Consider the following 12,977-nt stretch of genomic DNA (forward strand, 5'->3'; position numbering starts at 1 on the left):
AGACATAGGGGTGCAAGCCTATCTTCTGTCCATCGGCTCAATCCCGAGCCAATAAGGACGGAGAAATACGATGAGCAGTCCCTCCCCCAAGGGCGTCGCCCTTATCACCGGGGCCTCTTCCGGCATCGGCGCCATCTACGCTGATCGCCTCGCCAAGCGCGGCTACGACCTGATCCTGGTCGCCCGCAACGAAGAGAAGTTGAAGGCCGCCGCTGAGCACCTCAGCGCCTCGACCGGCGTGAACGTCACCCCGCTCGCGGCCGATCTCGGCGATCGCGCCGGCATGGCCACGGTCGAAAAGGTCCTGCGCGACGACCCGAGCATCACCATGCTCGTCAATAACGCCGGGGTGGGTTCGGTCGCCTCGATCCTGCAGGCTGACGTCGACAAGATGGAGGCGATGATCGATGTGAACATCACAGCCCTAACCCGCCTGACCTACGCCGCCGCCCCGGCCTTCGTGGCCCGCGGCAAGGGCGCCATCATCAACATCTCCTCGGCCGTGGCCATCGCGGTGGAGAACCTGAACGGCGTCTACAGCGCCTCGAAGTCCTACGTGCTGAGCTTCGGCCATTCGCTGCAGAAGGACCTGGCCGAGAAGGGTGTGCGCATCCAGACGGTACTGCCCGCCGCCACCGCTACGGAGTTCTGGGACATCGCCGGCTATGCGCCGCAGAAGACGTCCGACTCGACCATGCGGGCGGACGACCTGGTCGACGCGGCCCTGGCCGGCTTCGACGCGGGTGAGATCGTCACCATCCCGGCCCTGCATGAGGCCGAGGCCTGGACCCAGTGGGAGCAAGAGCGCCGCGCTTTCGGCGCCAAGTTCCGCAACCCCAAACCCGCACCGCGATACCACGTCGCGTGACGGGTGACTGACGGCGCCGCTGACCGGCGGCGCACCCCCGAAAGTGAAACCCGATGTTTTTCAGCAAAATCGGCGGCGCGATCGCGCACGCCTTAGGAAAGGTGATTCCCATGTCCAAAGGTAAAGTTCTCGTCGTGATGTCCAGCGCCAATGCGCTCGACCTGAAGGACGGCAAGACCTACTCGACCGGCTACTACCTGAACGAGTTCGTCGTGCCTTACCGCAAGCTCATCGAGGTTGGCTATGAGCCGGTGATCGCCAACCCGAAGGGCGACCGTTCGGTGATGGACGTCAACTCCAACAACGCCATGTTCTTCGGCGGCGACGACGCAGCCCGAGCCGATGCGCTCAAGTTCGCGGAAGGCCTAGCGGCGCTGGACCATCCCAAGACCCTGGCCTCCGTGGTTGACGAAGGCACTCAGGGCTACGTCGGCCTGTTCATCCCAGGCGGCCACGCTCCAATGGCCGACCTGCTGAAGGACAAGAACCTCGGCAAGATCCTGACAAGTTTCCACGACACCGGCCGCCCGACCGGCATCGTCTGCCACGGCCCGATCGTGCTGTTGGCCGCTCTGCCCGACCCCGACGCCTTTATCGCCTCGATGATCGCCGGCGACGGCAAGGCGAGCTCGCTCAACGCCGGCTGGCCCTACGCCGGCTACCGCCTTACCGTATTCGCGACAGGCGAGGAGCAGGCGCTGGAAGGCCCGAGCGGGCTGGGCGGCAATGTCCAATACTACCCCGTCAACGCCCTGGCCGAAGCCGGCGCCCGCGTCGAGACTATCGCCAACTGGCACCCCAACGTGGTGGTCGACCGCGAGCTGATCACCGGCCAACAGCCGATGTCGGCCCCGGCCTTCGGCGACGCCCTGGTCGCCAAGCTGAACGAAAGCGCCAAGCATTAGCTCCGAGCAAGTCCCCTGGCTCCGGCCGGGGGAACAACGGCGCGTCTGCCCCGCCGCCTCGGCAGGCTGGCGAGGTTGTGTCCGAAATCGTCGTCTATTCGACATTTCTGACCCCGTGCCTCGCCCGTAAACTCACCCTGGTTGCGGCGGGAACAGCTCACGCCGTCGCTCGAGCAACTCGCCCGCCCAAGGTGCGACGCGCTCGTATTGAGGATCGTTTGGCTTGGCGCGTGCAATCACATCATCCTTCGACGAGAAGCGGATAGCCGGGCGCCGTCTATGCAGGCGCCTGGTCGTCGGGGCGGTCGCCCTGGGACTTCTCGGTCTTGCGGGTTTTGCCGCCTTTGCGTGGCAGCCCGCGCTTCCTGAGATCGCGACTCCGGCGCCCTCGAGTTTCGCCCTGAATGTCGTTGCGCGGGGCGCGGTTTTGGCGGCGGCCGGATACTGCTCTAGCTGCCACACCGTGCCAGGTGGCCAACCCTTCGGCGGCGGCTACGCCATGAAGTCGGCTTTCGGGACGATCTACTCCACCAATATCTCGCCGGACCGGGAGACGGGTATCGGCGCCTGGTCGAAGGACGCATTCCGGCGGGCGATGCACGAGGGCGTGGCTCGCGACGGCTCACACCTCTTTCCGGCCTTCCCCTATGAACATTTCACCAAGATAAGCGACGATGACGTCGACGCGATCTACGCCTTCATCATGTCGCAGAAGCCGGTCCACGCGTCGGCGCAGCCCAACGCGCTGATCCCGCCGCTCGGCATCCGCGCGCTGCAGGCCGGCTGGAAGCTGCTGTTCTTCCGGCCCGGGCGCTTCAAGCCCTCGGCCGACCACGACGCCCAGTGGAACAGAGGAGCATATCTGGCTGAGGCGCTCGACCACTGCTCGGCCTGCCACTCGCCGCGCAATCTGTTGGGCGCCGAGCGTGGAGGCGCCGCACGCTACAGCGGCGCGTACGTCGACGGCTGGTTTGCGCCGCCACTCACCGCCGCCAACCCCTCGCCCTCGCCTTGGACGTCGGACGAGTTGCACGCCTACCTGTTCCAGGGGATCGGCCAATTTCATGGCACGCCGGCCGGCCCTATGTCACCGGCGGCCCACAGCCTCTTCGTCCTGCCGCAGGCAGACCAGAATGCACTGGTGCGCTACATTGCCTCTATAGGGGGCGGCGACGCGCGCGCCGGGAGCGCCGCCGCGGCCAAGGGCTTGGCGCTGCAAATCAACGCCACCAGCGCGGGTCGCCAGACCGATCCTGACGCCCGGTTCTACGTCGCGGCTTGTGCGTCCTGCCACTACAACGGCACGGGCGTGATCAACCCGGCTCGGCCGGACCTAGCCCTCAACAGCGCGGCCCATCTCTCCAGCCCAGATAATCTGATCCGCGTGATCCTCTTTGGGATCGACACGCCGGAGGGCGCGCCGGGGCTGGTCATGCCGGCCTTCGGCAAGGGGTTCAGCGACGCCGACGTGGCCCGGCTCGCCGCCTACCTGCGGCGCACCCGCACCGATCAGCCGCCCTGGCCCAACCTTCAGAAGACCGTCGCCGACATCCGCGCGCAGGGGAAAGGGGTGGAATGACATGTCCACAAGCTTCTTAGTCAACGGCCGTCCGGTCAGGACCGATGAGGAGGCCGACACGCCCCTGCTCTGGGTCCTACGTGATGAGATTGGCCTCAAGGGGACAAAATTCGGCTGCGGCATTGGCATGTGCGGCGCCTGCACGGTCCATGTCGGCGGCCGGCCAACACGGTCCTGCATTACCCCGATCAGTGCGATGGAGGGTGCCGAGGTCACCACGATCGAGGGGCTGGATCCTGCGGGCCAGCACCCGGTGCAGCAAGCATGGCGCGAGCTCCAGGTGCCGCAGTGCGGCTACTGCCAATCCGGACAAATCATGCAGGCGGCTGTCCTGCTGGAGGACTTCCCCAACCCGACCGACGCGGACATCGACGCGGTGATGACGGGCAACCTCTGCCGTTGCATGACCTATTCGCGCATCCGCGACGCAATCAAGGCCGCGGCCCGACTCACTGTCCAGGCGACGACCCATGACTAGGCTCTTGCGTCACGACGCCGGCATCGCGCTCTCCCGCCGGTCGTTCTTCGTCTCTACCTTAGCCGCGAGCGTGGTGTTCGGCTTCGGCCGCGCGGTGGCGGGCGAGGGCGGCTCCCAACCGGCCGCCCCCGCCCAGCTCGCGCCCCGACTGACCGGGTTCGAGCCGACGATCTGGTTCCGTATCGATCAGGGCGGCCTCATCTGGATCAACATCGCCAAGGCCGAGATGGGCCAACATATCGGCACGGCGCTGGCCCGCATCCTGGCCGACGAGCTGGAGGCTGATTGGGACGCGGTGCGCCTCGTCAGCGTTGATACCGATCCCAAGTGGGGACCGATGGTTACGGGCGCCAGCACCTCAGTTTGGCAGACATATCCCGTCTTCAGCCGGGCCGGGGCTGCTGGGCGGATCGCGCTAATCGAGGCGGGGGCGGCGCTTCTTGGCGTATCGTCCAGCGCCTGCGTCGCCCGAAAGGGCCGCGTCGAGGCGGGCAGCCGTTCGATCGGCTATGGCGAAATCGTACAGCGAGGCGACTTGGCGCGACGGTTCAGCGCCGACGAACTGACGGCGCTGGCCATCAAGACGCCCGACAAGTGGACCTTGATCGGGCGTTCGGTGGACGCCTTGGACATCCCAGGCAAGACCCGGGGCGAGGCGATCTACGGGATCGACGCCGAAGTGGACGGCATGGTCTACGCCCGGCCGAAGCTGCCGCCGACCCGCTACGGTTCGACAGTTCTTTCGATCGACGACACTGCCGCCCGCTCGGTGAAGGGATACCTCCGCAGCATCGCGCTCGAGGATCCGTCCGGTACGGTCCCCGGCTGGGTCATGGTGATCGCCAAGACCTATCCGGCCGCCATCCGCGCCACCGAGCTTGTGCAGGTGACGTGGCGGAGTGGCGAAACCGCCGCGGTGTCCGACCAGGATCTGCGCGACCATGCCCACGCACTAATCGCCGACAGGTCGGCCGGCGCGACCCTGGACACGGGCGGCGGCGACGTCGAGGCGGCCTATGCCAAGGCCACGACCCGGGTTGAAGCGACCTACACGACCGCCGGCGTGCTCCATTTCCAACTCGAGCCCGTCAACGCGCTTGCCTTCCAGAAGGACGGGGTGTTCGAGATCCACACGGGCAATCAGGCGCAGAGCTTCATCCTGGCAGTCCTCGCCAAGGCCCTGCAGGTTCCGCCCGAGAAGATCGTCATGCGAACCTACCTCATCGGCGGGGGCTTCGGGCGCCGATTGAACGGCGACTATTGCGTGCCGGCGGCCCTGACCGCCAAGGCATTGCAGGGCCCGGTCAAGATGGTGCTGACCCGCGAGGACGACTCCCTCCTCGATTCCATCCGATCGCCCACGGTGCAGACGCTGCGGCTGGGTTTCGACGCCGGGCGCACACCGGTTGCCATGGATCACGCCGCTGTCGCAGGGTGGCCGGTGTTGGCCATGGTGCCGCAGGGCCTGCTCAAGGGGACGAACGGCGTCCTCTACGATCCGTACTCGATTTCAGGCGCCGACCATTGGTACGACGTGGGCGTCCAGCGGGTTCGGGCGATCAACAACGACCTGGCTCAGAAGAGCTTTCGGCCGGGTTGGCTGAGGGCCGTCGCCCCTGGGTGGACCAACTGGGCCCTCGAATGCTTCATGGACGAGGCCGCCCACAGGATCGGGCAGGATCCGCTGGCCTTCCGCTTGGCCCGGCTAACGGGCCGAGGCATCAACGCGGGGTCGGCACCGAACGCGGTCGGCGGCGCGCATCGGCAGGCCAATGTGCTTCGTCGCGTCGCCGAGCGCGCCGGTTGGGGGCGGGCTTTGCCGACGGGCAGCGGACTCGGCCTGGCCAGCTCCTTCGGCCAGGAGCGCGACATGCCGACCTGGTGCGCCTGTGCCGCCGAGGTCGCGGTCGACCAGGCGACAGGGGTGGTCACCGTTCGCAAGCTTTGGGTCGAGATCGACGCCGGCGCGATCATCAACCCAGACGGCGCGCGCGCCCAGGCGGAAGGCGCCGTCCTCTGGGGCCTCAGCATGGCGCTCTATGAAGGGACGGACTTCGCCAACGGCCGCGTTCGCGACACCAACCTAGACAGCTATACGCCCCTTCGCATCAGCGACGTGCCTACGCTCGAAATCGCCTTCGTCGAGAGCACTGAGGCGCCCATGGGTCTGGGCGAGCCGCCGACCACGGTCATCGCGCCGGCGATCGGCAACGCGATCTTCGCGGCGACTGGCCTTCGCCTCCGCCACCTCCCGATCCGCCCCGTCGACGTGCTCGACGCCAGGGCGAAGGCGTCGGCGGCTGCTGCCACCACGCCATAGCATCCAGGGAGACTGATGATGCCCACTTATGTCTGCTCCGTGCCGCCCAAGAGCCTGAGTGACGACCAGAAAGACCAGATCGCGGCGGCTATCGGCCGTCGCCACAGCGAAGCGACGGGCGCGCCCAGGTTCTTCGTTCAGGTCGTCATCCAGGAAAGCGATACGACGCGACGCTATCTCGGCGGCGAGCTGAGCGGCGCGCACATCTGGGTTCGGGGGGACATCCGCGCCGGCCGCTCCGAGTCGGTGCGAAGCGCACTCATGCTCGCCATCATGAAGGACGTCAGCGCCATCGCCGCCTTTCCTGAAGCGGCCATCTGGGTCTATCTCTGCAACCTGGAGCCCACGGACATGGTCGAGTTCGGCCATGTGCTTCCGGTGCCTGGCGACGAGCAGGCGTGGTTTGAAGGCCTTCCGCCAGATTTGCAAACCTACCTCGCAGGTCTCAGCGCCAAGCGGGAGACCTTCCAGTTGTGAGGACCCTCGCGAGCGACCTTGCCCGTCTAGGCCGCGTCCCGCGGCGCGATCAGCACCTCGGTCGGGGCCAGCTCGCGGCCTCGTCGGCCACGAGCTTCAGTTTCGCCAGCGGAGCCTCGCGCATGCTGTCGACCGGCACGTTGCACGCCTCGTCCATGTCGCAGAGCCCGTCCTTCCTCCCACGGCGGCCGCGCCGCCCTCAACCACGAACAGGAGCGCCCAATGCCCTTAGCTCGGATCGACCTCATCAGAGGAAAGTCAGAAAGCTATCGCCAGGCGATCGGCGAAGCGGTCTACCAGGCCCTGCTCTCGATCGGCGTCCCCGAGGATGATCGATTTCAGGTCATCCACGAGCACGAGCCGGCCAATTTCATCTTCGCCAACTCCTACCTCGGCGTGCAGCACACGGACGATCTCGTCATCATCCAGATCACCTTCAACGAAGGTCGAACTACCGTGCAGAAGCAGGCCCTCTACAAGGCGATCGCCGAGGGGATCCACACTGCAACCGGCCTCGGAATCGGCGATGTCTTCATCAACCTGGTCGAAGTGAAGCGCGAGAACTGGTCGTTCGGAAACGGCGTGGCCCAATACGCTTCGACGTGACCAGGCACCAGAACTTTCGTTCCGGAGACAGGCCCTTGACTGTGGGGTTTCCCCACAGATTACGAAGCAGACTTTGCGATCCACAGCGTCGGGGACATCCCATGCCAAATCAACAACAGCCCGTCGCCCTCGTCACCGGCGCCTCCTCAGGGATGGGCCAGGATTTCGCCTTGTCCCTCCTGGCGGAAGGGTACGCCGTTTACGGCGCCGCCCGCCGGATCGAGCGCATGGCCGATCTGTCATCAGCGGGATGCAACGTGATCGCGCTCGACGTCACCAACGACGCGTCGATTGTCGCCGCGGTGGATCAGATTGTGCGCGAGCGAGGTCGGATCGACGTCTTGATCAACAACGCCGGCTACGGCCAGTTCGGCGCTCTCGAGGACGTGCCGATGGATGAGGGGCGCCGCCAGTTGGAGACCAACCTGATCGGCCCGGCGCGCCTCATCCAACTTTGCTTGCCACACATGCGGGCGCAGCGGTACGGCCGGATCTTCAACATCTCCTCGATCGGCGGGAAGCTCGCGACCCCGCTCGGCGGCTGGTATCATGCCTCCAAGTACGCGCTGGAGGGCTACTCGGACTCCTTGCGCAATGAGGTCGCCCGATTTGGCATCGATGTGGTCGTGATCGAGCCCGGCGGGATCGAGACCGAGTGGAGCGGCATTGCCATCGATGAGGCGGAGCGCTACTCCGGTCAAAGCCCCTACGCCGACTACGTGGCGAAGTTTCGCCAGCGCCAGGCGCAGCTCGGAAAGAACCCGCCGCCCAAGATCATCACCGATCTGATCGTCAAGGCGCTCAAGGCTAAGCGCCCCGCCACGCGCTATCACGGCGGGCGCCTCGCCGGGCCTCTACTGTTCCTGCGGCGCGTGCTTTCAGACCGTATGCTGGATATCTTGATCCTGTCGGCGTTCCGTTGACCAGAGCCTCCGCCCTGACAAAGGATAGCGCTGTGATTGCAGACATCACCACCGGCTGCCCAACGTCATTTCCGATTATCTCGCCGCATGCAACGGGCACGATATCGCGGCCTGGACGCCTCAGGCATGCCGGTTGGCGCCCTGACTTGATCGCGTTCAGGCCAAACAGCCGACGGAAATGTGGCTTGATCGCGCTCGACGCGACCGACGTCGCCTCAATGGGCGCCGCTGTGGACCAAATCATCCGCGAGGAGGGCCGGATCGAGGTCTTGATCAAGAAAGAAACGGCGCGCCCGACAGGGTATAGCTGGGCACTGTGAACGCTGGCAAATCTCCGTCCGACATCGATCGTCAGTAAGTTGCGCGGCATCGTAGGGATGAGGAGGCGTTGATTCGGAGCGCGGTCGGGCCTCTATGACCGGGACTGGCCCGAAGGAGAATGACCGCTTTCTGCTTTGATCAGCATAAAGCCGACGTTCGGTTGCTCGAGGTGGAAGCAAGTCGAGCGCATTTGCGCTACGGTCTCCTGCGCGTTCCTGCATATTCGACACGGCCTTCGTTGGACCCCGGGCTCATTCGGGAGCTGCGGATGCTGTCAAAACGCTTCTTCGCGCTGCCCGAGGCGGACAAGCTGGCTATCCAAATGGTCAATTCCCCGCACTTCCGGGGCTACAACCGAGCGGGCCTCGAACACACGCGCGGCAAGCCTGATTGGCGGGAGCAGATCGACATTGGGCCGGAGCGCCAGACGGCGCGGCGCGACCCTCACGCCCCCGCCCGGTCCCGACTGCAGGGACCAAACCAGTGGCCGGAGCGCCTGCCCGAGCTGAGGCCGGTGGTTCTGGCCTATCAGGAGGCGGTCACGCAACTCGCGATCAAGGTGCTGCGCGCCTTCGCGGCCGCGCTCGACCAGCCCGAGGACGTGTTCGAGCCGATCTATACGCCCGAGGCGCATCAGCTTCTCAAGATCATCCGATATCCTGGGCGGTCGAGCGTGGATCGCCAGGGCGTCGGGGCTCACAAGGATTCAGGGTTCGTCACCATTCTGCTGCAGGACGATCAGGCGGGCCTGCAGGTCGAGGTCGGGGACAGCTGGATCGATGCGCCGCCGATCGAGGGCACCTTCGTGGTCAATGTCGGTGAAATCCTGGAACTCGCCTCGAACGGCTACCTGAAAGCCACCCCGCATCGCGTCCTGTCGCCGCCTGAAGGGGGCGAGCGGACCTCGATCGCCTTCTTCCTCGGCGCGCGGCTCGACGCCACCGTGCCGGTGCTCGATCTCCCGCCAGACTTGGCCGCCCAGGCCGGTGGGCTGACGCAGGAACCGCTGAACCCGCTCTTCCACGAGGTGGGACGCAATTACCTGAAGGGCCGGCTGCGGTCGCACCCGGATGTGGCCCAGCGTCATCACGCCGATCTGCTCGATCCAGCGCCGCCGTCGTGTACCAGCGGCGCGGCGCCGACCGAAGCCGCCGCCTAGCCGCTCCCCCGTTTCAAGAAGCACCTGAGTATCATTGCGGTTCAAGCGCCACGGAGACACTTTGCCATGAGCACCGACAGCCTGCATTTCGAGACCCTCGCCCTGCACGGCGGCACCTATCGCTCCGACCCCGCCACCGGCGCGGTCGCGGTGCCGATCTACCAGACGACGTCCTACCAGTTCCACGACACCGACCACGCGGCGCGCCTGTTTGCCCTCGAAGAACTCGGCCACATCTACACCCGCGTCACCAATCCGACGCAGGACGCCTTCGAGCAGCGCATCGCGGCGATCGAGGGCGGCGCCGCGGCCCTTGCGGTCTCCTCAGGCCAGACGGCTTCGGCCTTCGCGCTGCTGACAGTGGCGCAAGCCGGCGACAATGTCGTGAGTTCGACCGATCTCTACGGAGGGACTTGGGCGCTGTTCGCTCATACGCTGAAGCAATTCGGCATCGAGGTGCGCTTCGTCGATCCGGCCGATCCTGAGAATTTCCGCCGCGCGACTGACGACAGGACCAAGGCCTATTATGCCGAGACGTTGCCGAACCCGAAACTGCAGGTGTTCCCGATCCGCGAGGTCGCGGACATCGGCCGTTCGTTGGGTGTGCCGCTGATCGTCGACAACACGGCCTCGCCGCTGATCGCGCGGCCGCTGGAGCATGGCGCCGCGGTGGTGGTCTATTCGGCGACCAAATATATCGGCGGCCACGGCACCTCGATCGGCGGGGTGATCGTCGACGGCGGCAATTTTCCCTGGGACGCGCACGCCGACCGCTTTCCGCTGCTGACGCAGCCCGACCCCGCCTACAATGGCCTGATCTGGACCGAAGCTGCCAGACCGCTCGGGCCCGTCGCGTTCATCCTGCGGGCGCGGGTCAAACTGCTGCGCGACATCGGCGCAGGCATCTCCCCATTCAATGCCTTCCAGCTGCTGCAGGGCCTCGAAACCTTGCCGCTGCGCTTGCGTCAACACAATAAAAACACGCTCGAGGTTGTCGATTTCCTATCGAACCATCCCGACGTCAGCCGTGTCATCTTCCCCGGTCTGCAGCAAGGCGAGAACCGCCGACGCGCCGATGCGGTGTTGAAAGGCGGCTACGGAGCGCTGGTGGGCTTCGAACTCAAGGGCGGCGTCGAAGCCGGCCGTGCCTTGATCGATGGCCTCGAGCTCCTCTATCACGTCGCCAACATCGGCGACGCCCGCTCGCTCGCCATCCATCCGGCCTCGACCACGCATAGCCAGTTGACGCCCGAGGACCAGCTGCTGACCGGCGTCACGCCCGGCTACATCAGGCTTTCGGTGGGTCTCGAACACCCCGACGACATCATCGCCGACATCCGCCAGGCGCTGGACAAGGCGGGAGCGGCGACACGGCTACCCGCACTCAAAGCGGCGTGAGCATCCCTTCTCCCGTTTACGGGAGAAGGTGGCCCGCGTAGCGGGTCGGATGAGGAGAAACTCAGAGGCGGGAGTCCCCTCATCTGTCACGGCTTCGCCGCGACACCTCATTCCTGGAGATTTGAATGACCGAATACTTTTTACCACCCCTGTCGCGGCGCGGCCTCATCAGGCTCGCCGGGGGAGGAACCGCGGCAGCGGCGGTTGCCACGGCGGCTCCCAAACCCTTCGCGCCGGCCATTGCGGGCCCGTCGCCGAAGTCTCGTCACGCGAGGTCGACCGTGGCCTGGTGGAGGCCGTTCGGGCCATGGGCGGAGCCAGTTCACGGTGATGCGCGAGGTGCTGGTGCCCGAGGCGCTGCCGAGCCTGATCTCCGGCTTCACGGTAACGCTGGTACTGTTGATCGGCGCTTCGGCGATGGCAGGCGCAGTCGGTGCGGGCGGGCTCGGCGAGCTCGCCATCCGGTACGGCTATCAACGCTTCAACACACCCGTGATGGTGGCGGTCATCGTGGTGCTCATCGTTCTGGTGGCGTGCATTCAGGCCGTCGGCGACCGGCTGGCCCGGCACGTTGACCATCGCTGAGGTCGGCACACCTTTAGACGTCGGCCCCCATTTCGATCAGTCATGCGGTGTCGCCCATTCGAAAGCGATTGTACATGACGCGCAGAGGCTTCAAGCGGCTACCGCCGGAGCGGTGGACACCCAGGAACCGAGCTGGACCAGCCATACTTTTCACTTGCCTGAATGGCTGTTTTCCCGAGCAGCGTTTGTCCCGAAATCAGATCGCTTTCGACAAAAACCCATAGTGGCTTGCTCGGGTCCCGAACGATTTTTGGAGGCCGGAGATAGGGCGAGCGGGTGGTTTTCTCCGCGCTGTCTCGGACTAAACCTTCGCTCCGATTTTGACGACCGGCCTCCTCGATCGAGGTTGCAACAACTCAGGACGGTCGAGGGTGCCGCGTCAGGGATGCTTATGGATCGGATCGATCCAGTAGACTTCCTCAGGTTTCTCGACCGGCTCGACGTCGGTGATGTTCACCACGACGGCCTCGTTGTCGGAGCGGACGAGGACGCATTCGAGCGGCTGACCAGGATCGGCATTGATCTCCTGGTGCGGCACGTAGGGCGGCACGAAGATGAAGTCACCGGGCTCGGCCTCAGCCACGAATTCCAGGTGCTCGCCCCACCGCATCCGGGCGCGGCCCCGGATCACGAAGATGACGCTCTCCAAGGCGCCGTGATGGTGCACCCCGGTTTTGGCGTTGGGTTCGATGCGAACCGTTCCGGCCCAGATCTTTTGCGCCCCGACGCGGGCATGGTTGATGGCGGCCTGCCGAAACATCCCCGGCGTCTGTGGAGTGTTGGAATCCAGCCGATCACCCTTGATGACCTGGACACCATCGTGTTTCCAACGCGGCGCGTCGGTGTGGTCGTGCGGGGCGCGGGGATCATTCTCGTGATTCATTAGGCGGCTTTCTTGAGCGGCTGTGTTGTGGCTGGCCCTCGATCGAGGGCGCTCCTGTCGTCATCGACCGTGATGCCGAGCCCATGTGGGCAGGCGCAACCCAAAGCCGCTCCGTCTCGGTCAGGCTTGCCGATGTGGATGTTCGACTGCGGTTTGGCCTGAACCACGCCAATGAATTTGATGATCAACCTGCCTCTCCGTCCGGCGCCCCGGGACATGGGGAGAACCATTGTATCGGTGTGAAGGACCCCGTCGATCAGGTCCACTGGTGCTGCTTCAGTCATGGACGTTTTCCCGCTGCTGAGTCGGATCGTGCTGCGCGAGCGTCGTCCGACCGGTTAGCCCGAGAGCTAAGGCAGCGTCGACAAATTATCGCGCTGATTATGATGGCCTTGGAACGATTGTATAGTTCCATTCGCCATGGAAGTCGTTGCGCTGGATATTCAGCTTGGCCATGTCCTGGTCGGACACTTTG

Annotated in this window: 12 protein-coding genes and 2 pseudogenes; 12 read left to right on the forward strand and 2 right to left on the reverse strand. The window is 65.3% G+C overall.

From position 1 onward, the window contains the following. Window positions 1-70 precede the first annotated feature (70 nt). From M8523_RS29065 to M8523_RS29120, 12 genes and pseudogenes are all read left to right on the forward strand, one after another. Window positions 71-868, forward strand: coding sequence for an SDR family NAD(P)-dependent oxidoreductase (locus tag M8523_RS29065; RefSeq protein WP_282588369.1), 798 nt, complete (start codon window positions 71-73; stop codon window positions 866-868). Between the two features lie 110 nt (window positions 869-978). After that, a complete protein-coding gene (locus M8523_RS29070; protein WP_282588370.1) occupies window positions 979-1,773 on the forward strand; it encodes a type 1 glutamine amidotransferase domain-containing protein in 795 nt (264 codons plus the stop codon). 223 nt (window positions 1,774-1,996) lie between these two features. Beyond that, complete coding sequence (locus M8523_RS29075; RefSeq protein ID WP_282588371.1) at window positions 1,997-3,352, forward strand: c-type cytochrome; 1,356 nt, start codon at window positions 1,997-1,999, stop codon at window positions 3,350-3,352. A 1-nt stretch (window position 3,353) separates the two neighbouring features. Further along, window positions 3,354-3,830, forward strand: a complete 477-nt coding sequence (locus M8523_RS29080; RefSeq protein WP_282588372.1) for a (2Fe-2S)-binding protein — start codon at window positions 3,354-3,356, stop codon at window positions 3,828-3,830. Then, complete coding sequence (locus M8523_RS29085) at window positions 3,823-6,150, forward strand: xanthine dehydrogenase family protein molybdopterin-binding subunit (protein WP_282588373.1); 2,328 nt, start codon at window positions 3,823-3,825, stop codon at window positions 6,148-6,150. Before M8523_RS29080 ends, M8523_RS29085 begins: the two co-directional genes overlap by 8 nt. Window positions 6,151-6,165: 15 nt before the next feature. Then, window positions 6,166-6,627: a tautomerase family protein gene (locus M8523_RS29090; protein ID WP_282588374.1), complete on the forward strand. Its 462-nt coding sequence runs from the start codon at window positions 6,166-6,168 to the stop codon at window positions 6,625-6,627. A 222-nt stretch (window positions 6,628-6,849) separates the two neighbouring features. Then, window positions 6,850-7,233: a tautomerase family protein gene (locus M8523_RS29095; RefSeq protein ID WP_282588375.1), complete on the forward strand. Its 384-nt coding sequence runs from the start codon at window positions 6,850-6,852 to the stop codon at window positions 7,231-7,233. 170 nt (window positions 7,234-7,403) lie between these two features. After that, a complete protein-coding gene (locus M8523_RS29100; RefSeq protein ID WP_282588376.1) occupies window positions 7,404-8,156 on the forward strand; it encodes an oxidoreductase in 753 nt (250 codons plus the stop codon). Window positions 8,157-8,341: 185 nt separating this feature from the next. Beyond that, the gene (locus tag M8523_RS29105; protein ID WP_282588377.1) at window positions 8,342-8,476 is read left to right on the forward strand and encodes a hypothetical protein; all 135 of its coding nucleotides are present in this window, start codon (window positions 8,342-8,344) and stop codon (window positions 8,474-8,476) included. A 251-nt stretch (window positions 8,477-8,727) separates the two neighbouring features. Beyond that, window positions 8,728-9,636: pseudogene (locus tag M8523_RS29110) on the forward strand (isopenicillin N synthase family dioxygenase); the annotation flags it as partial. A 66-nt stretch (window positions 9,637-9,702) separates the two neighbouring features. Then, complete coding sequence (locus M8523_RS29115) at window positions 9,703-11,034, forward strand: O-acetylhomoserine aminocarboxypropyltransferase/cysteine synthase family protein (RefSeq protein ID WP_282588378.1); 1,332 nt, start codon at window positions 9,703-9,705, stop codon at window positions 11,032-11,034. 250 nt (window positions 11,035-11,284) lie between these two features. Beyond that, window positions 11,285-11,619: pseudogene (locus M8523_RS29120) on the forward strand (ABC transporter permease subunit); the annotation flags it as partial. Between the two features lie 379 nt (window positions 11,620-11,998). Here the strand turns inward: M8523_RS29120 and M8523_RS29125 are convergent. Continuing rightward, entirely contained in the window at window positions 11,999-12,502 is a 504-nt protein-coding gene (locus M8523_RS29125; RefSeq protein ID WP_282588379.1) for a cupin domain-containing protein, read from the reverse strand. Beyond that, window positions 12,502-12,786: a hypothetical protein gene (locus tag M8523_RS29130; protein ID WP_282588380.1), complete on the reverse strand. Its 285-nt coding sequence runs from the start codon at window positions 12,784-12,786 to the stop codon at window positions 12,502-12,504. The genes M8523_RS29125 and M8523_RS29130 overlap by 1 nt, the downstream gene beginning before the upstream one ends. Window positions 12,787-12,977 lie beyond the last annotated feature (191 nt).

It is taken from the genome of Lichenifustis flavocetrariae (assembly GCF_026130545.1).
GTDB lineage: Bacteria > Pseudomonadota > Alphaproteobacteria > Rhizobiales > Beijerinckiaceae > Lichenihabitans > Lichenihabitans flavocetrariae.

Excerpts from the sequence above, each read along its gene's own strand:
- M8523_RS29130 (WP_282588380.1), bottom strand. The coding sequence starts at position 12,786 with ATGACTGAAGCAGCACCAGTGGACCTGATCGACGGGGTCCTTCACACC.
- M8523_RS29085 (WP_282588373.1), top strand. The coding sequence starts at position 3,823 with ATGACTAGGCTCTTGCGTCACGACGCCGGCATCGCGCTCTCCCGCCGG.
- M8523_RS29065 (WP_282588369.1), top strand. The coding sequence starts at position 71 with ATGAGCAGTCCCTCCCCCAAGGGCGTCGCCCTTATCACCGGGGCCTCT.
- M8523_RS29095 (WP_282588375.1), top strand. The coding sequence starts at position 6,850 with ATGCCCTTAGCTCGGATCGACCTCATCAGAGGAAAGTCAGAAAGCTAT.
- M8523_RS29090 (WP_282588374.1), top strand. The coding sequence starts at position 6,166 with ATGATGCCCACTTATGTCTGCTCCGTGCCGCCCAAGAGCCTGAGTGAC.
- M8523_RS29115 (WP_282588378.1), top strand. The coding sequence starts at position 9,703 with ATGAGCACCGACAGCCTGCATTTCGAGACCCTCGCCCTGCACGGCGGC.
- M8523_RS29080 (WP_282588372.1), top strand. The coding sequence starts at position 3,354 with ATGTCCACAAGCTTCTTAGTCAACGGCCGTCCGGTCAGGACCGATGAG.
- M8523_RS29070 (WP_282588370.1), top strand. The coding sequence starts at position 979 with ATGTCCAAAGGTAAAGTTCTCGTCGTGATGTCCAGCGCCAATGCGCTC.
- M8523_RS29125 (WP_282588379.1), bottom strand. The coding sequence starts at position 12,502 with ATGAATCACGAGAATGATCCCCGCGCCCCGCACGACCACACCGACGCG.